At 70.7% G+C, this 18,598-nt stretch carries 19 protein-coding genes; 3 read left to right on the top strand and 16 right to left on the bottom strand.

Going from position 1 to position 18,598, the window contains the following annotated elements:
• Positions 1–72 precede the first annotated feature (72 nt).
• From sfsA to GRF61_RS11520, 7 genes are all read right to left on the bottom strand, one after another.
• The gene (gene sfsA, locus GRF61_RS11550) at positions 73–777 is read right to left on the bottom strand and encodes a DNA/RNA nuclease SfsA (protein WP_169150806.1); all 705 of its coding nucleotides are present in this window, start codon (positions 775–777) and stop codon (positions 73–75) included.
• Between the two features lie 162 nt (positions 778–939).
• Complete coding sequence (locus GRF61_RS11545) at positions 940–1,350, bottom strand: YccF domain-containing protein (protein ID WP_169150805.1); 411 nt, start codon at positions 1,348–1,350, stop codon at positions 940–942.
• Positions 1,351–1,451: 101 nt separating this feature from the next.
• Complete coding sequence (gene ubiD, locus GRF61_RS11540; RefSeq protein WP_169150804.1) at positions 1,452–2,945, bottom strand: 4-hydroxy-3-polyprenylbenzoate decarboxylase; 1,494 nt, start codon at positions 2,943–2,945, stop codon at positions 1,452–1,454.
• Positions 2,946–2,953: 8 nt separating this feature from the next.
• On the bottom strand, positions 2,954–3,784 hold the full coding sequence (gene pyrF, locus GRF61_RS11535) for an orotidine-5'-phosphate decarboxylase (protein ID WP_169150803.1): 831 nt from the start codon (positions 3,782–3,784) through the stop codon (positions 2,954–2,956).
• 39 nt (positions 3,785–3,823) lie between these two features.
• Positions 3,824–4,696 carry a 4-hydroxybenzoate octaprenyltransferase gene (ubiA, locus tag GRF61_RS11530; RefSeq protein WP_169150802.1) on the bottom strand — a complete coding sequence of 291 codons (873 nt, stop codon included), beginning with the start codon at positions 4,694–4,696 and terminating at the stop codon, positions 3,824–3,826.
• Positions 4,697–4,797: 101 nt separating this feature from the next.
• The gene (recG, locus tag GRF61_RS11525) at positions 4,798–6,816 is read right to left on the bottom strand and encodes an ATP-dependent DNA helicase RecG (RefSeq protein ID WP_348982384.1); all 2,019 of its coding nucleotides are present in this window, start codon (positions 6,814–6,816) and stop codon (positions 4,798–4,800) included.
• 198 nt (positions 6,817–7,014) lie between these two features.
• The gene (locus tag GRF61_RS11520; protein WP_169150800.1) at positions 7,015–7,395 is read right to left on the bottom strand and encodes a RidA family protein; all 381 of its coding nucleotides are present in this window, start codon (positions 7,393–7,395) and stop codon (positions 7,015–7,017) included.
• A gap of 67 nt (positions 7,396–7,462) precedes the next feature.
• On the opposite strand from GRF61_RS11520, the gene GRF61_RS11515 reads away from it, so the two are divergent.
• Positions 7,463–7,798 (top strand): tetratricopeptide repeat protein, encoded by a 336-nt coding sequence (locus GRF61_RS11515; RefSeq protein WP_169150799.1) that lies wholly within the window; start codon positions 7,463–7,465, stop codon positions 7,796–7,798.
• Between the two features lie 87 nt (positions 7,799–7,885).
• Here the strand turns inward: GRF61_RS11515 and fliW are convergent, their stop codons facing one another.
• The 4 genes from fliW to GRF61_RS11495 form a co-directional block, all read right to left on the bottom strand.
• Complete coding sequence (fliW, locus tag GRF61_RS11510) at positions 7,886–8,326, bottom strand: flagellar assembly protein FliW (protein ID WP_169150798.1); 441 nt, start codon at positions 8,324–8,326, stop codon at positions 7,886–7,888.
• Positions 8,327–8,424: 98 nt separating this feature from the next.
• Entirely contained in the window at positions 8,425–9,060 is a 636-nt protein-coding gene (locus GRF61_RS11505) for an SPOR domain-containing protein (RefSeq protein WP_169150797.1), read from the bottom strand.
• Positions 9,057–9,644, bottom strand: a complete 588-nt coding sequence (locus GRF61_RS24560) for a DUF2802 domain-containing protein (RefSeq protein WP_211165908.1) — start codon at positions 9,642–9,644, stop codon at positions 9,057–9,059. The genes GRF61_RS11505 and GRF61_RS24560 overlap by 4 nt, the downstream gene beginning before the upstream one ends.
• 15 nt (positions 9,645–9,659) lie before the next feature.
• Entirely contained in the window at positions 9,660–10,946 is a 1,287-nt protein-coding gene (locus tag GRF61_RS11495; protein WP_169150796.1) for an O-acetylhomoserine aminocarboxypropyltransferase/cysteine synthase family protein, read from the bottom strand.
• Between the two features lie 73 nt (positions 10,947–11,019).
• Here GRF61_RS11495 and GRF61_RS11490 point away from each other — a divergent pair, with 73 nt between their 5' ends.
• A complete protein-coding gene (locus GRF61_RS11490; protein WP_169150795.1) occupies positions 11,020–11,790 on the top strand; it encodes a YdcF family protein in 771 nt (256 codons plus the stop codon).
• A 45-nt stretch (positions 11,791–11,835) separates the two neighbouring features.
• Here the strand turns inward: GRF61_RS11490 and GRF61_RS11485 are convergent, their stop codons facing one another.
• Positions 11,836–12,636: an enoyl-CoA hydratase-related protein gene (locus GRF61_RS11485; RefSeq protein WP_169150794.1), complete on the bottom strand. Its 801-nt coding sequence runs from the start codon at positions 12,634–12,636 to the stop codon at positions 11,836–11,838.
• Between the two features lie 171 nt (positions 12,637–12,807).
• Positions 12,808–13,665, bottom strand: coding sequence for an oxidoreductase (locus GRF61_RS11480; protein WP_169150793.1), 858 nt, complete (start codon positions 13,663–13,665; stop codon positions 12,808–12,810).
• A 318-nt stretch (positions 13,666–13,983) separates the two neighbouring features.
• On the opposite strand from GRF61_RS11480, the gene GRF61_RS11475 reads away from it, so the two are divergent.
• Complete coding sequence (locus GRF61_RS11475; RefSeq protein WP_169150792.1) at positions 13,984–14,916, top strand: LysR family transcriptional regulator; 933 nt, start codon at positions 13,984–13,986, stop codon at positions 14,914–14,916.
• Positions 14,917–15,085: 169 nt separating this feature from the next.
• Here the strand turns inward: GRF61_RS11475 and GRF61_RS11470 are convergent, their stop codons facing one another.
• The 3 genes from GRF61_RS11470 to GRF61_RS11460 all read right to left on the bottom strand — a co-directional run bounded on the left by GRF61_RS11470 (position 15,086) and on the right by GRF61_RS11460 (position 18,582).
• Entirely contained in the window at positions 15,086–16,060 is a 975-nt protein-coding gene (locus GRF61_RS11470; protein WP_248281207.1) for a PDR/VanB family oxidoreductase, read from the bottom strand.
• Positions 16,061–16,333: 273 nt separating this feature from the next.
• The gene (locus GRF61_RS11465; protein WP_169150791.1) at positions 16,334–17,386 is read right to left on the bottom strand and encodes an aromatic ring-hydroxylating dioxygenase subunit alpha; all 1,053 of its coding nucleotides are present in this window, start codon (positions 17,384–17,386) and stop codon (positions 16,334–16,336) included.
• A 179-nt stretch (positions 17,387–17,565) separates the two neighbouring features.
• On the bottom strand, positions 17,566–18,582 hold the full coding sequence (locus tag GRF61_RS11460) for a TRAP transporter substrate-binding protein (RefSeq protein ID WP_169150790.1): 1,017 nt from the start codon (positions 18,580–18,582) through the stop codon (positions 17,566–17,568).
• Between the last annotated feature and the right edge of the window lie 16 nt (positions 18,583–18,598).

Here is an 18,598-nt window from a genome sequence, read left to right as displayed (position 1 = left end):
CGCATCCCCTCCGATGCGGTCAGGCAGGATGGCGCATCGGCCTCTCCTTCCAGCGAAGTGCGTTCCCTCCCCTCAGCTCACCCGCACCGGCAGCGCATGCAACGGCGTCAGCGCTTCCGGACTGGCCTGGGCCGACACCGCCAGCACCTCCACACCCGCCGCCAGCGCGGCACGCAGCGCGCGGCCGTAGGCCGGGTCGATCTCATCCGCCGGCCGCACCGCCACCAGGTCGGCGCGCGGCGCGCAGAACAGCAGCACCGCGCGGGCGCCGGCTGCCGCCATCGCCGACAGCTCGGCCAGATGGCGGGCGCCGCGGCTGGTCACTGCGTCCGGGAAGAAGCCGATGCCGTCCTCGCCCACCGCGGTCACGCTCTTCACCTCCACATAGATCGGCGGCCAGCCATCTGACTCCAGCAGCCAGTCGATGCGGCTGGCCACGCCGTAGCGCACCTCGGCGCGGCAGCGCTGGTAGCCGGCGAGGCCGGGCAGCAAGCCGGCATCGATTGCCTCCCGCGCCAGCGCGTTGATGCGGCCGGTGTGCACGCCCACCAGCACGGTGGGCCGCGCCTCCACCAGTTCCCAGGTCCAGGCCAGCTTGCGCAGCGGATTCGATGCCGCCGACAGCCACACCTGCGCACCGATCTGCGCACAGCCGGTCATGGAGCCGGTGTTGGGGCAATGGGCGACGACGCGGCGGCCATCCGCCAGTTCGATCTCGGCGAAGAAGCGCTGGTAGCGCCGCAGCAGCCGGCCTTCGACCAGCGGCGGGAGTTTCATGCGGCGGCTCCGGCGCAGCCGCCGCGCGTCAAAGGCCCGGCGACGGGCCAGACCTCGACGGCCCTGGCATCAACGAGGGGGGACGAACGAGCCGCACGCAGGCAAACCGACGGCGGAAACCAAACAGCGCCGGCCGGCGTGAGCAAGGGCCGCCGCATCGCCTCAGTCCATCGGCAGGCTGCGCCGGCCGCCCAGGGTCCACCAGCCGCGCACCACCCGGTAGAGCACCCACAGGCCGGCCACCCCCATCAGCAGCAGGGCGAAAGGCAGACCGATGATGGTGATGAAGAACAGCACCGATACCACGATCCACAGCAGCGCGAACCAGAAGGTGCGGATCTGCCAGCGGAAGTGGCTTTCCAGCCAGGTGCCGCGCACCTCGCCGCGCTTCCAGTAGTTGAGGATAACGGCAACGATGGAGGGCAGGCTGGCGACGAAGCCGAAGACGATGGTGGTCGAGCCGACCACCGCAGTGAACAGCGCGAAGGCATGCAGGGCGTAGATGAGGTGGGTCAGCGTGAGCAGCTTGTCGCCGGGGGCGCCGGTGACAACGGAGTAGTCGGGCTGGGACATCCAGGGGCTCCAGTGCAGGCAGGGGAATACCGGTCAGAGTTGCCGGCGGCGCCAGGGTTCAGGCCGGCGCCGCCCCATCTACATCTGGGCGGCCCCGCGGATCACAAGCCCAGCTCGCCCCACATCGCATCCACCCTGGCCTTCACTTCGGCGTCCATGACGATGGGCGTGCCCCACTCGCGGCTGGTTTCGCCAGGCCACTTGTTGGTCGCGTCTATGCCCATCTTGGAGCCCAGGCCGGCGACCGGGCTGGCGAAGTCCAGGTAGTCGATGGGCGTGTTGTCCACCAGCGTGGTGTCGCGGGTGGCGTCCACCCGGGTGGTCAGCGCCCAGATCACCTCCTTCCAGTCGCGGATGTCCACATCGTCGTCCACCACGATGATGAACTTGGTGTACATGAACTGCCGCAGGAAGCTCCAGATGCCGAACATCACCCGCTTGGCGTGGCCGGGGTACTGCTTCTTCATGCTCACCACGGCGAGGCGGTAGGAACAGCCTTCCGGCGGCAGGTAGAAGTCGGTGATCTCCGGGAACTGCTTGCGCAGCAGCGGCACGAAGACCTCGTTCAGCGCCAGCCCCAGCATCGCCGGCTCGTCGGGCGGCTTGCCGGTGTAGGTGGAGTGGTAGATGGGGTCGCGGCGCAGGGTGACGCGCTCCACGGTGAACACCGGGAACTCGGACACTTCGTTGTAGTAGCCGGTGTGGTCGCCGTAGGGGCCTTCGGGCGCGGTGTCGTCCGGGTGGATCACGCCTTCCAGCACGATCTCGGCGCTGGCCGGAACCTGCAGGTCGGAGCCCAGGCACTGCGTCAGCTCGGTCTTGGCACCACGCAGCAGGCCGGCGAACTGGTATTCGGAGATGGTGTCGGGCACCGGCGTCACCGCTGCCAGGATGGTCGCCGGGTCGCAGCCCAGCACCACCGCCACCGGGAAGGGCTGGCCGGGCTTGGCCTGCTGGTGTTCGCGGAAATCCAGCGCGCCGCCGCGGTGCGCCAGCCAGCGCATGATCACCCGGTTGCGCCCCAGCACCTGCTGGCGGTAGATGCCCAAGTTCTGGCGCTTCTTGTGCGGGCCGCGCGTCACCACCAGGCCCCAGGTGATCAGCGGCGCGGCGTCACCCGGCCAGCAGTGCTGGATGGGCAGGCGGCCGAGATCCACTTCGTCGCCCTCCCACACCTGCTCCTGGCAGGGCGCGTTGCGGGTTTCCCTGGGCGCCATGTTGAGCACCTGCTTGAGCACCGGCCACTTCTCCCAGGCGTCCTTCAGGCCCTTGGGCGGCTCCGGCTCCTTGAGGAAGGCGAGCAGGCGGCCGACCTCGCGCAGCGGCTCGCGCCAGTCGCCGCCCTCGCCCACGTCCTCCCCCATGCCGTAGAGCACCCGCTGTGGGGTGCCGAACAGATTGGCCAGCACCGGGATGGCCTGCGGCACGCCGCGGGTGGTGGGCTTTTCGAACAGCAGCGCCGGGCCGCCGGCGCGCAGCACGCGGTCGGCGATCTCGGTCATCTCCAGGTGGGTGTCCACCGGCACGCGGATACGCTTGAGCTCGCCGCGGGCTTCGAGCTTGGCGACGAAGTCGCGCAGGTCCTGGTATTTCATGGCGCGTCTCAGCCCTGGCGATGAGCGTTGATGGCGTCGCGGGTGGCGAGCGCGGCGCGGCGGGCGGCCTCGGCGTAGTCCTCGCCCTGGCTGGCGTAGAGGATGGCGCGGGAGGAGCTGATCATCAGCCCGGTGCCGGCGGCGCTGCGGCCGGCCTTCACCGTGGCTTCGATGTCGCCGCCCTGCGCGCCTATGCCGGGCACCAGCAGCGGCATGTCGCCGGTCAGCTCGCGCACCCGGGCGATCTCGGTCGGGAAGGTGGCGCCCACCACCAGCGCGCAGTTGCCGCTGGCGTTCCATTCCTCCGCCACCAGCCGGGCGACGCGTTCGAACAGGCGTTCCTCCCCGGCACCACCGGCGACGTTGAGGAACTGCAGGTCCGAGCCGCCGGCGTTGGAGGTGCGGCACAGCAGGATCACACCCTTGTCGGGATAGGCAAAGTAGGGCTCGACCGAGTCGCGGCCCATGTAAGGGCTGAGGGTGATGGCATCCGCCCGGTAGCGCTCGAAGGCTTCGATGGCGTACTGCTCGGCGGTGCTGCCGATGTCGCCGCGCTTGGCATCCAGGATCACCGGCACCGTCGGATGACGGTCGTGGATGTGGTCAATCAGCGCTTCCAGCTGCGCCTCGGCGCGCTGGGCGGCGAAGTAGGCGATCTGCGGCTTGAAGCAGCAGGCGAGGTCGGCGGTGGCATCCACGATGCCGGCGCAGAATTCGAAGATCGCGTCCGGCCGGCCCTTGAGGTGGGCGGGAAATCGGGCCGGATCGGGGTCCAGCCCGACGCAGAGCAGGCTGTCGTGCTGGCGCCAGGCGTCGGCGAGGGCGGTCATGAAATGCATGTGGGAGTCCTTGTGGGCCGGGCGCGGCGCCCGGCGGGTTCAGCCGAGGCGGCGCAGCAGGTCGTCCACCAGCAGGCCGAGGAAGATAGCGCCGCCCAGCCAGTTGTTGTGGCGGAAGGCCTTGAAGCAGGCCATGCGCTCGCGCCCACGGATCAGGCGGTAGTGATAGAGGGCGATGCCGGCGGCGCCGGCGAGGCCGAGGAAGTAGGCCGGGCCGCGCGCCACCGCCACGCCGATGGCGGCGAGGATGGCGAGAGCGGCGGCATAGCACAGCATCACCGCGGCGACGTCGAAGCGGCCGAAGGTGATGGCCGAGGTCTTGATGCCAATCTTGAGGTCGTCGTTGCGGTCGACCATGGCGTATTCGGTGTCGTAGGCCACCGCCCAGAAGATGTTGGCCAGCAGCATCGCCCAGCCCACCGCCGGCACCGTGCCCTGGATGGCGGCGAAGCCCATCGGGATGCCGAAGCCGAAGGCGATGCCGAGGTAGGCCTGCGGAATGGCGAGGAAGCGCTTGGTGAAGGGATAGCTGGCGGCGAGGAACAGCGCCGGCAGCGACAGCCAGATCACCGCCGCGTCCAGCGGCAGGATCAGCAGGAAGGAGACCAGCGCCAGCGCCGCCGCCAGCCACAGCGCCTCGCGGCCGCTGACCGCGCCGGTGGCGAGCGGCCGGTTGCGGGTGCGCTCCACATGGCCGTCGAAATCGCGGTCGGCGTAGTCGTTGATGACGCAACCGGCGGAGCGCATCAGCAGCGTGCCGAGGGCGAAGATCAGCAGGATGTGCAGCGGCGGCACGCCGTCGGCGGCGATCCACAGCGCCCACAGCGTGGGCCACAGCAGCAGCAGCGTGCCGATCGGCTTGTCCAGCCGCATCAGGCGTGCGTAGTGGGGAAGGCGTTCGGCGAGCATCATGGGGCGGGGGGTCCGGGAAGGCGCGGGCCGGATGATACCGCGCGCACCGGCACGGGGTCAGCGCCGGGCGTGCCGGCCGTGGGTGGCAGCACCGGCCCCGCTCAGGCGCGCAGCAGCGCCTCGCGGCCGCCCAGCCAGCGCGCCATCAGGCGGTCGGCCACGGCGGGCGACTCGGTGAGCAGGCGTTCGGCCAGTTCGCGCGCGGCCTCGATCAGCTCGGCGTCGCGCTCCAGGTCGGCGTAGCGCAGCAGCGGCAGGCCGCTCTGGCGGGCGCCGACGAATTCGCCGGGGCCGCGGATGCGCAGATCCTCGCGGGCGATGGCGAAGCCGTCGGTGTGCTCGTAGATCACCTTCAGCCGCGCGCGGCCGGTTTCCGACAGCGGCTGGGCGTAAATCAGGATGCACACCGATTCGGCGGTACCGCGGCCGACGCGGCCGCGCAGCTGATGCAGCTGGGCGAGGCCGAAGCGCTCGGCGTGCTCTATCACCATCAGGCTGGCGTTGGGCACGTCCACCCCGACCTCGATCACCGTGGTGGCGACCAGCACCTGCAGCTCGCCGGCGGAAAACGCCGCCATGGTGGCGGACTTCTCCGCCGGCTTGAGACGGCCATGCACCAGGCCCACCTTCAGCTCCGGCAGCGCCTCCGCCAGCGCCTCGTAGGTTTCCACCGCGGTCTTCAGCTGCAGCGCTTCGGATTCCTCGATCAGCGGGCACACCCAGTAGGCCTGCCGCCCGCCCTGGCAGGCGGCGCGCACCCGCTCCACCACCTCCTCGCGGCGAGCCTCGGACACCAGCTTGGTGAGGATGGGCGTGCGCCCCGGCGGCAGCTCGTCCAGCACCGAGACGTCGAGGTCGGCGTAGTGGGTCATCGCCAGCGTGCGCGGGATGGGCGTGGCCGACATCATCAGCATGTGCGGATGCTGGCCATGCTCGCCCTTGTCGCGCAGCGCCAGGCGCTGGCGCACGCCGAAGCGGTGCTGCTCGTCCACCACCGCCAGCGCCAGCCGCGGCAGCGTCACCGGGTCTTCGATCAGTGCATGGGTGCCGACCGCCAGCAGCAGCTCACCGCTCTTCAAGCGCTCCAGCTCGGCCTCGCGCTCGCGCTTCTTGCGGCTGCCGGACAGCCAGGCCACCTCCAGCCCCAGCGGCGCCAGCCAGGCGGCGAGCTTGCGGTAGTGCTGCTCGGCGAGGATCTCGGTAGGCGCCATCAGCACCGACTGCCAGCCGTTCTCCGCCGCCTGCAGCATGGCCAGTGCGGCGACGATGGTCTTGCCGCTGCCGACGTCGCCCTGCAGCAGGCGCTGCATCGGATGGGCGCAGGCCAGATCGGCGGCGATCTCCGCCCCGGCCCGCGCCTGCGCGCCGGTGAGGGCGAAGGGCAGCGCCTCCACCAGCGCCCGCGGCAGCCGGCCTTGCGGCGCCAGCGCGATGGCACCACGGGCACGGCGGGCGTTGTAGGCGCGGCGCAGCGACAGCTGCTGCACCAGCAATTCCTCGAACTTGATCCGCCGCCAGCCGGGCGTCTCGCGGTTCTCCAGCGAATAGGCGTCCGCGTCCGGCGCCGGGTGGTGCAGGCTGCGGATGGCCTCGGCGAAACCGGGCAGATCCAGCTGCCGGCGTATCGGCTCCGGCAGCAGGTCGTCCAGCGGCACCGTCTTCAGCGCGCGGTCTATCAGCTTGCGCAGCGTCGCCTGGCCGACCCCGGCGGTGGTCGGGTAGACCGGCGTCAGCGCCTCCGGCAGGCCTTCGCCGGCAGCGACCGGCTTGACCCGCGGATGCACCATCTCGTCGCCGAAGAAGCCGCCGCGCACCTCGCCGAACAGCCGCACCCGGCTGCCGACGGCCAGCTGCTTCTGTTGCGAGGGGTAGAAGTTGAGCCAGCGCGCCACCAGCGAGCCGCTGGCATCGGCGATGCGCGCCACTAGTTGCCGGCGCGGCCGCAGTTGCACCTCGCAGGACAGCACCTCGCCCTCCACCTGGGCGGGGAAGCCGGCGCGGGCGACCTCGATGGCGGTCACCCGCGTCTCGTCCTCGTAGCGCAGCGGCAGGTGCAGCACCAGGTCGCGCATGCCATGGATGTCCAGCTTGGCCAGGCGGCCGGCCAGTTGCGGGTTCACGCCAGGCCAGCCGCGTGGCGCGGGCGTGAAGCTGGCGGTGGAAGGCGGGGACGCGGACAAAGGACGGGCGGACTTTTCGAGCGGGACGCCTCAGGCGTGCCGCTGGCGGGAAGGAGGAAGAGGAAGGTTTGCCGGAGAGGAACGCATCCGCCGCCCGCCCGTCACTCGCTGCGGACGGGCGGGCGGCGGCCGCGAGGATCAGCCCAGCACCAGCACCGCGTCGGCTTCCACCACCGCGCCCTTGGGCAGTTCCTTGACGCCGACCGCGGCGCGCGCCGGATAGGGCTCGGCGAAGTAGCGCGCCATGATCTCGTTCACCTTGGCGAAATTGCTCAGGTCGGTCAGGTAGATGTTGAGCTTGACCGCGTCCGCCAGGCTGCCGCCGGCGGCTTCGGCCACCGCGCGCAGGTTCTCGAACACCTGCACCGTCTGCGCCTCGAAGCCGTCGGCCAGCTGCATGCTGGCGGGGTCCAGGCCGATCTGGCCGGACAGGTAGACCGTATTGCCGGCCTTCACCGCCTGGGAGTACGTGCCGATGGCGGCGGGCGCCTTGGGGGTGGAGACGATGCTGCGGCTCATGGGATCATCCTTTTCGTATGAGGGGCGTAAGCCGCCATTTTAAACCTGCATGGGAGCGCAGCCGGCCATGACGCCAGAGATGATCGCCAACCTGGAAAAACTGCTGGACGGCCCGCGCGACAACGCCATGCTGCGTTTCTCGCTGGGCAATGGCTGGCTGGCCGGCGATCCGGCCCGCGCCGCCGGCTACTTCCGCGACGCGGTGACGCGCGACCCGGCCTACTCCGCCGCCTGGAAGGGCCTGGGCAAGGCCCTGGCCACCAGCGGCGACGCAGCCGGCGCGCTGCAGGCCTATCGCGAAGGCATCGCGGTCGCCGAGCAACGCGGCGACCTGCAGGCGGCCAAGGAGATGAAGGTGTTCGCTCGCCGGCTGGAAAAGCAGCTGGAGACGCCGCCGGAGTGAGCAGCCCGCGCGGCGGCAACCCGGCGCACGACGACTGACGCCGGCCCCCCGCCGCCGCGCCAGGCGACTTGCGGAAAGCGCCCGACCTCAGCCCTGGGCGCGCAGCACGATGTCGCAGCCCAGGCGGTTGATCACCTTCTGCAGGCCGCGCCTGGCGCTGAGGTTGAATACCAGCGGCGCCATGAAGTTGGCGCGCAGGCCGGCGGTGGCCGGCGAGCCGCTGGCGTCTTCCTTGCGGATGATGATGGCGACCAGCGCGTCTTCCGGCCGCTTGAGCTGCAGCAATTCCACCTCTTCGTCGCTGAGCTGGAACTCGTAGGTGACGCCCAGCAGCTCCGGACCGGTGATGGAGAAGGCCACGTCGCGCTCATCCACGCTCTGCAGCATGAACACACCGGCGGCGCTGCCCGCCTCGTGCACCACCACGAAACGATGGCAGCTCTCGAAGCCGGGCAGCCCCGCCGGAAACTCGATCACCTTGTCGTCGGCGATTTCCGCAGTACCGAATACCGGGCTTTCTATCTTCATCCTTGTTCTCCTGCGACGATGCGCTTCATCCAACCCGGCCACCAGCTGCGGCGGCCCCAATGCCCGGCCTTGCGGCGCCGGGCGGCTCCCAATTGCGTCTACTTTGCCGGACGGCCGGAGTTCCCGCCGCCCTTGGGCGGCACGATCACGCCCGGGCCGTGGCCGTCGCGGCGCACCGCCGCCTGCGCGGCCTCCGCCGCGTGGCGATCCTTGTACGGGCCGAGCACCACCCGGGTTTCCACCCGCGCCGGCAGGCCGCGCCGGGCCAGTTCCTGGCGCAGCGCGTCGGCATTGGCGGCGTCGCCGAACACGCCCAGTTGAACCTGGAAGCCATCCGGCAGCGCCGCGGCCGGCTTCGCCGGCGCACGCGCCACGGCGGCGGCCGGCACCGGCGCGGGTGCTGGTGCGACCACCGGTGACGGCGCCGGCGGCGTGTGCGCTGGGGCCAGTTCGGGCAATGCACCGCCCGGCGCCGCCGCAGGAGCGCCGGCCACCACTGCTGCCACCGCTGGCGTTTCGACATCGATCGCCGGGGGCTGCGCCGCCGCGGCCGGCCCTTCGCTCCCGGCAGCCGGCGCACTCGCTGCTGCTGCGGCAGGCTTTTCCACTGCTTTCGGCGGCACCAGGGGCTTGCCGTCCTCAGCCACCAGCAGGCCGACGAAAAGCAGCATCGCCAGGCCAACGGCCGCCCCGGCGCGGATCAGGGCCTGCTTGCGTTCGGGCGCCATGCTCATCGTTGTGCGTCTTCGCCGCGCGCTGCCAGCGAGCGCACCAGCTCCGCCTCGGCCACGCTGATGTCGCAGCGCTCGGCGATCAGTTCCGCCGGCAGCCCGCGGCGGGCGAATACCAGCGCCTCGGTGTATTGCGGAGCGCCGGCGGGCGTGGCAGCAGCGCTTTCAAGCTGCTCGCGCAGCAGGCGCACGCTTTCATGCAGGCCGCCGATCTCGCCCTGCTGCACCTCCAGCGCGGCGCGCAGGCCGGCGACCTCGCGGCGCATGCGCTGCAGTTCGAGTTCCAGCTGGAAGGCATCCGGCCCTGCGGGTGCGGACGCGGCGGCAGGCGGCGGCGCGGCGGGGGGAATGCCGGTAGCGGCGGGCGGCGGCAGCGGGCGGGCGACCGGGGCGTAATCGAAGCCACCCTCGAAGCCCTCTTCGTCGTCCTCATCGTCCTCGCCGGCGTCCTCCGCGGCGGGCGCTTCGCGGCGGGCCGGGCGGGCGCTTTCCTGCGCCCGCCGGCGGCCTGCGGCCAGGGCGCGCAGCAGCTGCCAGGCGCCGTACAACAGCAGGATGGCGATGCCGGCCCACAGCAGTTCGCGCATGCCCGCCGCCCCGCCTCAGCCTGCCGCTTTCGACAGCGCCTGGTCGAGATCCCACAGGATGTCGTCCAGGGTTTCGATGCCCACCGACAGGCGCACCATGTCGGGCGGCACGCCGGCCGCGCGCTGCTCTTCTTCGGACAGTTGGCGGTGGGTGGTGGAAGCCGGGTGGATCACCAGCGTCTTGGCGTCGCCGACGTTGGCCAGGTGGCTGATCATCTGCAGCGCCTCGATGAAGCGCTCGCCGGCGGCCTGGCCGCCACGGATGCCGAAGGACAGGATGCCGCCGGCGCCCTTGGGCAGGTAGCGCCTGGCCAGGGCGTAGTCCGGGCTGGATTCCAGGCCGGGGTAGCTGACCCAGTCCACCGCCGCATGGTTGGCGAGGAAGTTCGCCACGCCGCGGGCGTTCTCCACATGGCGGTCCATGCGCACATGCAGGGTTTCCAATCCTTGCAGCAGCATGAAGGCGTTGAAGGGCGACAGCGCCTGGCCGAAGGTGCGCAGGGTTTCCATGCGCGCCTTCATGGTGAAGCCGAAGTCGCCGAAGGTCTCGTAGAAACGCACGCCGTGGTAGCCGGCGGAGGGCTCCACCATGTGCGGGAAGCGGCCGTTGTCCCAGGGGAAGCGGCCGGACTCCACCAGCACGCCGCCCAGCGTGGTGCCGTGGCCGCCGATGTACTTGGTGGCGGAGTGGATGACGATGTCGGCACCGTGCTCCATCGGCCGGCACAGATAGGGCGAGGCCAGGGTGCTGTCGATGACCAGCGGCACGCCGGCTTCGCGGGTGATGGCGGCCACCGCTTCCAGGTCGAATACGTTGAGGCCGGGGTTGCCGATGATTTCGCCATAGACCGCGCGGGTGCGGTCGTTGATGGCGGCGCGGAAATTCTCCGGGTCGGAGGGATCGACGAACACGGTCTCGATGCCCAGCCGGCGCAGGCTCACATCCAGCTGGGAGTAGCTGCCGCCGTACAAGGTGCGGGCGGCGACGATGCGGTCGCCGGCAGCGGCCAGGGTCAGCAGCGCGGTCATCTGCGCCGCCAGGCCGGAGGACACCGCCAGCGCGGCGCGGCCGCCCTCCAGCGCCGCCAAGCGCTCCTCGAACACTGACACGGTCGGGTTGGCGAGGCGGGAATAGACGTTGCCGAAGGTCTGCAGATTGAACAGCGAGGCGGCGTGCTCCGCCGAGTCGAAAACGTAGGAGGTGGTCTGGTAGATGGGCACCGCGCGGGCGCCGGTGGCGGCGTCCGGCTGCTGGCCGGCGTGGAGGCAGAGCGATTCGATGCCGAAGCGGTGATCAGGCATGGGCGGGGCCGGCATGGCGGTCAGGAAGATTCGCCTGATAATACTGGCCCCGCCTACCTGCCGCCAAATACGGATGGATTTCGACCTCCCCCTGCTGCTGTTCTGGCTGAAGAAGCTGGTTTCCGTCCTGCTGCTGCCGCCGCTGCTGCCGCTGCTGCCCATCGCCCTCGGCCTGCTGCTGCTCCGCCGCCGCCGGCGCCTCGGGCTGGCCCTGGCCTGGGGCGGGCTGTTGCTGGCGCTGCTGCTGGTCACGCCCGGTCCGGTCAATCGCCTGCTGACGCCGCTGGAGCCGCCGCCGCTGGAGATATCCGCCATCGGCGACGCCGGCGCCATCGTGGTGCTGGCCGCCGGCAAGCGCCAGAACGCGCCGGAATACGGCGGCGAAACCATCAACCGGCTGTCGCTGGAACGGCTGCGCTATGGCGCCCGGCTGGCGCGGGATACCGGCCTGCCGCTGCTGGTGACCGGCGGCGCGCCCACCGGCGGCCTCGCGGAAGCGGACCTGATGGCCCTCAGCCTGCAGCAGGATTTCGGCCTCGCGCCCCGCTGGGTGGAGAACGCCTCGCGCGACACCCGCCAGAATGCCGAGCTCTCCGCCGCGCTGCTGCGCAAAGCCGGCATCCAAAAGGTGTTGCTGGTGACTCACGCCGCCCACATGCGCCGCGCCCAGGAAGCCTTCGAGGCCGCCGGGCTGGAGGTGGTGGCGGCGCCCACGGCCTGGCTGGGGCAGGCGGTGGAGAACGCGGAAGACAGGCTGCACCTGCCCAGCGCCTCCGCCGCCTACGCTGGCTGGTTCGCGCTGCACGAGTGGCTGGGGTTGCTAGCCTACCGGTTGTCGCGCTGAGGGCAGGAGACCCGCGGCGGGTTTCCGCTGCGCCCCCCGCCCGGCTCAACGGCCGTGGAAGGTGGGCCGGCGCTTCTCGATGAAGGCGTTCACGCCTTCGGCGAAGTCGGCGGTGGCGCCGCAGCGGCCGAAGGCCTCCGCTTCGTTCTGTAGCTGGGATTCCAGCTGGTTGGCGTGGGAATCCATCAGCAAATGCTTGATCTCGCACAGCGCCTGACGCGGCCCGGCGCACAGGCGGGCGACCAGGCGGCCGGTTTCGGCATCCAGCTCGGCCGCCGGCACACTGCGGTTCACCAGCCCCAGGCGCAGCGCCTCGGCTGCGTCGAAACGCTCGGCCAGCAACAGCAGCTCCATCGCCTTGCGCCGCCCCACCACCCGCGGCAGGAAGTAGGAAGCGCCGCCATCGCCGGACAGGCCGACGCCGGCATAGGCGGTGGTGAAGGCGGCGTTATCCGCGCACACCGCCAGATCGCAACCCAGCATCAGCGACAGGCCGAAGCCGGCACAGGCGCCACGCACCTTGGCGATCACCGGCTGGCGCAGGCCCTGCAGGATTTCCACCGTGGGGTTGATGTGCTGGGCGATCATGGCCTTGAAGGTGGCCAGCCGCGCTTCCGGTGACAGGTGCAGGTGGCGGGCGAAATCCTTGAGGTCGCCGCCGGCCATGAAGTGGTCGCCGGCGCCGGTGACGACGATCACATCCATATCCCGGCGCGCAGCGAGGTCGCGAGCGACGGCGGCGAGGTCCTGCATCATCTCCACCGACAGCGCATTAAGCGCCTCCGGCCGATTCAGGGTGAGGGTGGCAACCCGCTGATCCACGTCGAGCAGGACGGTTCCGGCCATGGTGTCGTCTCCATTGTCATGATCCCGCCTGGCGGCGGAGGCGTTGCTTCCAGTGTAGCCGCCGGTCGAGGGCGGATCACGGAATCGGGGCCGGGGTTTGATAGCAGCTTGCGCCCCCTCGCGGGATAGAGAGCCCGCCCCGCTCATCTTTTCCGCCGGCCTCCCTGCCCCTCAAGCGGGGAAATCCGTAGACGCCGCCAGCGCCCGCCATGCCTCCGTTTCCCGCGCCACCTCGGCATGCTTGGCTGCAATCGCCGCCAGCGTGTCCGAGCCGAGTGGCAGGCGCACCGGCGGCTGGGCGGCGTTTGCCAGCACCAGCATCGCCGAGGCCAGCTTCAGCGGATCGCCGGGCTGCTGGTGGTTGAGGCCGGCGGCGGCGCGGCGCACCTGACCGGCGGTGGCGGCGTAATCCGGCATCTCGGCGGACACCGCCAGCGAGTTGGCATCGAGGAAGTCGGTGCGGAAGTAGCCCGGCTCCACCACGGTGGCATGGATGCCCAGCGGGGCGAGCTCTGCGTGCAGCGCCTCGGTGAGCCCTTCCACTGCGAACTTGGTGGAGCAATAGACGCCGAAACCGGCGGCGGAGCGGTAGCCGCCGATGGAGGAAAAATTGATCACATGGCCGGCCCCGCGCGCCCGCATCGCCGGCAGCACCGCGCGGGTGACCTTGAGCAGGCCGAACACATTGGTTTCGTACAGTCTGCGCACTTCGGCCTCGGATGCTTCTTCCACCGCGCCCAGCAAGCCGAAGCCGGCATTGTTCACCAGCACGTCGATACGGCCGAAGGTGGCCAGCGCAGCCGCCACCGCAGCCTGGGCCTGGGCTTCGTCGGTAACGTCCAGCGCCAGCGGCAGCAGCGCCGGCGAGCTGCCCAGGCGTTCGGCCACCGCTGCCGCATTGCGGCCGGTGGCGACCACCGCGTTGCCATCCGCCAGCGCCGCCTCGGCGATCAGCGCGCCCAGCCCGCGGGAAGCGCCGGTGATGAACCAGACGCGCTTGTAAGCCTGTTGTTGGATGTTGCTTTGCATGTTCCTGCTCCTGCTACGGTTGAAGGTGAGCGCAGCTTAGAGCGGGCGTTTTTCACCGAATAGCCGGCCAGTGCTGGATAGATAATCAATCTGAAATTGATAATCTGCCGGATGTCCTCATCATCCCCCTGCCTTAGCCACCGAACCTTTACCCGCCCGCGCTGACCTATTGCGGCCAACACCGGAGCAGGTGGCATGGACCAGGCGGCGGACGGACATCGCCCCGGCACCGCCACCGGGCCATGTGAAGAATGCCGGACCGCGAGCGACGCCGGCGCCGGCCGTGCCCCCGCCAGAGCGCCCACGGAGAACAAGACCATGAACGAGATCCGCGGCATTTCCCTCTTCGTGCGCGCCGCCACGCTGGGCAGCCTGCGCAAGGCGGCAGCCGACCAGGGCGTGTCGCCCCAGGCGGCCAGCCAGACGGTGATGCAGCTGGAGAAGGCACTGGGCGTGCGGCTGTTCCATCGCACCACCCGCAAGCTCAGCCTGACCGAGGAAGGCGAGCGCCTGCTGGCGAACGTGGCCCCGGCGCTGGCGGCGCTTTCCTTCGCGCTGGAGGACGCCCGCCGCAGCCGCGAGGCGCTGGCAGGCCCGCTGCGGGTAAGCGCGCCGGCGGCGCTGGGGCGCTCGGTGCTGTGGCCGGCGATGCTGGAATTCGCCGCCGTGCATCCGGAGGTGCAGCTCGATGTGACTTTCGACGACCACCTCACCGACCTGGTCGCCGACCGCGCCGACGTCGGCTTCCGCGGTGGCACGCCGCCGGCCGGCGGCGCCATCGCCCGCCGGCTGCTGCCGATACAGCTCATCGTCTGCGCCGCGCCGGACTACCTCGCCCGCCACGGCCGGCCAGACCACATCGACGCTCTCGCCGGCCACCGCTGCACCGGCTATCGCCGCGCCAACACCGGCAAGCTGGCGCCCTGGGTGTTCCGCGTCGGCGACGAGCTGGTGTACCGGGACATCACCCCCACGCTGTGCTGCAACGATGTGGACGCCGAACTGGATGCGGTGCTCGCCGGCCTCGCCATCGGCCAGCTCGGCAGCTTTTCGGCGGTGGGCCACATCCGCGCCGGCCGGCTGGTGCCGCTGCTGCTGCCACATGTGGCTGAGCGCGACGCCATCTACCTCTACTACCGCCATCGCGGCGAGCAAGCGCTGCGGGTGCGCACCTTCATCGAGTTCATGCTGGCGCGCATCGCCGGCAATCCGGCCTTCTTCCTGGAGGCGGCGGAGCTGGGCGGGCCTTGAGAGCACGCAGGCGGCCCGGCGCGGGACGTAGCCGCCAGGGCCTTGCGGGAACAATCCGGGCGCCGGCCATTGCGCTTTCAATCGCCGGCTGGATGGCGCCGGCGGGGCAGCCGGCGCTGACCGGCGGCACGGCGCGGGAACCGCCCCGTGCCGCCTCAGGCGCGCCGGCTCAGAGATCCAGCACCAGCAGCCCGCCCTTGGCGCGCGAACAGCAGGGCAGGAACTGGTCGCAGGCAGCTTGTTCTTCCTCGGTCAGGTAGAGGTCCCGGTGATCCGGCGTGCCTTCCAGCACGCGGGTGAGGCAAGTGCCGCAAACGCCCTGTTCGCAGGAGGTGGGCACCTCGACACCGGCGGCGGCGAGCGCGGCCACCACCGTCTGCGCGGCGGCGACGTGCACCACCCGGCCGGAGCTGGCGAGGCGCACGTCGAAGGCGGTGTCGCCTGCCTGCGGGGTCACCTCGGCGGCGAAGAACTCGCAATGCAGCCGATTTTCCGCCCAGCCGGCGGCGCGGGCGGCGGCCAGCACCGCCTCGATGTAGCCCTTGGGGCCGCAGACGTAGAGATGGCTGTCCGGCGCGGCGGCGGCCAGCGCGGCGCCGATGTCCAGGCGTTCGGCGGCAGGCGCGTCGTCGAAGTGGAAGCGCACCCGCTCGGCGTAGGCGGCGGCGAGCAGGCGGTCGCGGAAGGCGGTGCGGGCGGCGCTGCGAGTGCAGTAATGCAGGCGGAAGTCGCGGCCGGCGGCGGCCAGCGCCTCGGCCATGCACAGGATGGGGGTGACGCCGATGCCGCCGGCGAACAGCAACGCCGGTGCATCGCCGGCGGCCAGCGGGAAATGGTTGCGCGGCGGGCTGATGTGCAGCAGGTCGCCCTGTTGCACCGCCTCGTGCATCGCCCAGGAGCCGCCGCGGGAGGCGGGCTCGCGCAGCACGCCCAGGCAGTAGCGGTGGCGCTCCGCCGGCGGGTTGCACAGGGAATACTGGCGCACCAGCCCGCCGGGCAGATGCACATCCACATGGGCGCCGGCCTCGAAGGCCGGCAGCGGCGCGCCATCCACCGCCTGCAGTTCGAAGACGGCGATGTCGGCACACTCCAGCCGCTTGGCGGCGACGCGCACCTTGATCAGGTCTGCTGTGTTCATGTTCATGCTGGGGTCCTCTATGGCGCCGGCGGACCGCAGCCGCGGCACGCCAGGCTTGCACTCGTCGGCGCAAGGGTTTGTTCTGTCTCTCTCGTGGCGAGGCCGGCTTCCGCCCCGCCAGTCCCGCCGCGCTCCACCGCTGTCCGGCGGACAAGCCGGAGCGCGGGGAGTTCGTCCGGCGCTGGGGCCGTTGCGGCCAGGCTGGCGGCTACGCCGGGCCGCCGCCCGGCGCGCAGGCCTCCATGCCCTGCGCCAGGCCGCGGCCGCCGCGCCTGCGGCTCATGCCGGCACCGTCTCCCCCGCGGGCTGCTGCTCGGCAGCGATCAGCCGGTCCAGGATGCGGCGCGATTGCACGCCGCCAGCGTCGATGTTGAGCTTCAGCAGGCGGCGCTCCGGGTAGGCCAGCAGGTTGCGTTGCTGCTGCTCCAGCATCTCCAGGTCCTCGGCGAAGATCTTCCCCTGGCCCTCGCGGATGGTGGCGGTCAGCGCCGCGTCCTGCGGCTTGAAGTGGCGCGCCATGCCCCAGAAGTACCAGATGGAGGTTTCGGTTTCCGGGGTGATGAAGTCCACCACGATGCTGGAAGCCTTGTACTTGGGGTCGGCGTGGTAGCCGCCGTGGCCGGCGTGGGCGACGCCGACCTCGATCAGCACATGGCTGGGCGGCGTGAAGCGGCAGATCTGCCAGCGGTCCACCGGCACGTCGTCGGCGAGTTCGTTGGCGCGCAGCGCGGCGCGCCAGAACGGCGGCGCCTGCACATTCTCCATGTGCCGGGCGGTGATCACCGTGTCGCCCTCCACCGTGGTCACCGGCGGCGCTTCGTCTATCTCCTTCTGGCCGATGCTGGTGGAATGCACATAGGTTTCGTGGGTGAGGTCCATCAGGTTGTCCACCATCAGCCGGTAGTCGCAGTTGATGTGGTACAGCCCGCCGCCGTAGGCCCATTCGGGGTTGTCGGCCCATTCGAGGTGATGGATCAGCGCCGGATCGGCCTTGTCCGCCTCGCCCGGCCATACCCAGACGAAGCCGTAGCGCTCCACCACCGGAAAGCTGCGGATGCAGGGGAAGCCGCGCACCCGCTGCGCCGGCATCGCCACGGTGCGGCCGTCGCAGCCCATTTCCAGGCCGTGGTAGCCACAGACCAGGCGGCCGTCGGCGACGAAGCCCAGCGACAGCGGCGCGCCACGGTGCGGACAGAAATCCTCCAGCGCGGCGACTTCCCCGGCGCGGGGGCGGTAGAACACGATGCGCTCGCCGCAGACCATGCGGCCCAGCGGCTTGTCGGCGATCTCGTCCGGCGTGCAGGCGACGTACCAGGCGTTCTTGGGAAACATCTCTATTCCTCCGGGGTGGGTTGCGCGGCGCAGATCAGGCGCGCCGCGCGGGGTTTGTCGCTCGGGCAGACAGGCGACGGTTGCGACGGAGAACGGGGCCGCCGATCGGGCCGTGGCTCGCCGGCAGCGGCTGCCGGCGGGCAGGGCGGACCCGACGCACGCAGCTGCCGGCCGGCGCCTCAGTCGCTGTACTTCTTCACCAGCGCGTTGGCGGTGTCGTACAGGCGCTGGCCATCCTTCACTTCCTTGATCCATTCGGCGGCCACCACCTGGCTGGCCTGCTGCCAGCGCCGGGCTTCATCGGGCGTCAGCGCATACACGGTGTTGCCGCGCGCCACCGTCATCTCGCGCGCGGCGGTGTCCGCCGGGGCGAACTGCTGGGACACCCAGGCCGACGTCTCGCGGCCGCTGTTGTCGTCTATGACCTTCTTCAGCTCCGGCGGCAGGCTGTCGTACTTCTTCTTGTTCATGACGAAGACCATGGTGGAGGCGAGCAGCGCGCGGTCGGTGTCGGCCTCCAGGTGGAAGCGCGTCAGCTCATGCGTCTTGGTCGGCGGCACTACTTCCCAAGGCACCAGTGCCCCCTCGATGACGCCCTTGGACAGGCTCTCCGGCATCTGCGGCACCGGCATGCCCACCGGGATGGCGCCCAGCGCGGCCAGCTGCTTGTTGCCCAGGCGCGAGGGCGCGCGGATCTTCATGCCCTTGATGTCTTCCAGCGACTTCACCTGCTTGTCGCGGAAATGGAAGACATAGGGCCCGGTGACCCAGGTGGCGATGGGCTTGAAGCCGGCGAACTCCGCGGCCGCGTCCGCCTGGGCGAAGTCCCACAGCGCACGGGAGGAGGCCGCGCGGTTGGCGGTGAAGTAGGGCAGCTCGAACACTTCCGAGATCGGGAAGCGGCCGGGCGTCCAGCCGGGCAGCGTCCAGGTGATGTCAGACACGCCGTCGCGCGCCTGCTGCAGCAGCTGCGGCGGCGTACCACCCAGCGACATGGCGGTGTAGATCTGGCACTTCATCCGGTTGCCCGACTCGGCTGCGATCTTGTCGCACCAGGGCACGATGAAGCGGGTATGGGCGGCGGAAGTGGGCGGCAGCGAGTGCGCCACCTTCAGCACGACTTCCTCGGCGGCACTGGCGGCGGCCGGCAGGGCCAGCAGCGCACAGGCGATCAGGGGCCTGCAATGGATCTGCATGTTCTTGTCTCCTCTC

Origin of the sequence: Azoarcus sp. TTM-91 (assembly GCF_012911025.1) — a bacterium.
Lineage (GTDB): Bacteria > Pseudomonadota > Gammaproteobacteria > Burkholderiales > Rhodocyclaceae > Azoarcus.
The sequence above is the reverse complement of the archived record's forward strand: the minus strand, read 5'-3'. Positions and strand labels throughout refer to the sequence as shown.

Bases quoted from the DNA above. Each gene is read 5' to 3' on its own strand.
- sfsA (WP_169150806.1), bottom strand. From the start codon at position 777: ATGAAACTCCCGCCGCTGGTCGAAGGCCGGCTGCTGCGGCGCTACCAG.
- GRF61_RS11545 (WP_169150805.1), bottom strand. From the start codon at position 1,350: ATGTCCCAGCCCGACTACTCCGTTGTCACCGGCGCCCCCGGCGACAAG.
- ubiD (WP_169150804.1), bottom strand. From the start codon at position 2,945: ATGAAATACCAGGACCTGCGCGACTTCGTCGCCAAGCTCGAAGCCCGC.
- pyrF (WP_169150803.1), bottom strand. From the start codon at position 3,784: ATGCATTTCATGACCGCCCTCGCCGACGCCTGGCGCCAGCACGACAGC.
- ubiA (WP_169150802.1), bottom strand. From the start codon at position 4,696: ATGATGCTCGCCGAACGCCTTCCCCACTACGCACGCCTGATGCGGCTG.
- GRF61_RS11520 (WP_169150800.1), bottom strand. From the start codon at position 7,395: ATGAGCCGCAGCATCGTCTCCACCCCCAAGGCGCCCGCCGCCATCGGC.
- GRF61_RS11515 (WP_169150799.1), top strand. From the start codon at position 7,463: ATGACGCCAGAGATGATCGCCAACCTGGAAAAACTGCTGGACGGCCCG.
- fliW (WP_169150798.1), bottom strand. From the start codon at position 8,326: ATGAAGATAGAAAGCCCGGTATTCGGTACTGCGGAAATCGCCGACGAC.
- GRF61_RS11505 (WP_169150797.1), bottom strand. From the start codon at position 9,060: ATGAGCATGGCGCCCGAACGCAAGCAGGCCCTGATCCGCGCCGGGGCG.
- GRF61_RS24560 (WP_211165908.1), bottom strand. From the start codon at position 9,644: ATGCGCGAACTGCTGTGGGCCGGCATCGCCATCCTGCTGTTGTACGGC.
- GRF61_RS11495 (WP_169150796.1), bottom strand. From the start codon at position 10,946: ATGCCTGATCACCGCTTCGGCATCGAATCGCTCTGCCTCCACGCCGGC.
- GRF61_RS11490 (WP_169150795.1), top strand. From the start codon at position 11,020: ATGGATTTCGACCTCCCCCTGCTGCTGTTCTGGCTGAAGAAGCTGGTT.
- GRF61_RS11485 (WP_169150794.1), bottom strand. From the start codon at position 12,636: ATGGCCGGAACCGTCCTGCTCGACGTGGATCAGCGGGTTGCCACCCTC.
- GRF61_RS11480 (WP_169150793.1), bottom strand. From the start codon at position 13,665: ATGCAAAGCAACATCCAACAACAGGCTTACAAGCGCGTCTGGTTCATC.
- GRF61_RS11475 (WP_169150792.1), top strand. From the start codon at position 13,984: ATGAACGAGATCCGCGGCATTTCCCTCTTCGTGCGCGCCGCCACGCTG.
- GRF61_RS11470 (WP_248281207.1), bottom strand. From the start codon at position 16,060: ATGAACATGAACACAGCAGACCTGATCAAGGTGCGCGTCGCCGCCAAG.
- GRF61_RS11465 (WP_169150791.1), bottom strand. From the start codon at position 17,386: ATGTTTCCCAAGAACGCCTGGTACGTCGCCTGCACGCCGGACGAGATC.
- GRF61_RS11460 (WP_169150790.1), bottom strand. From the start codon at position 18,582: ATGCAGATCCATTGCAGGCCCCTGATCGCCTGTGCGCTGCTGGCCCTG.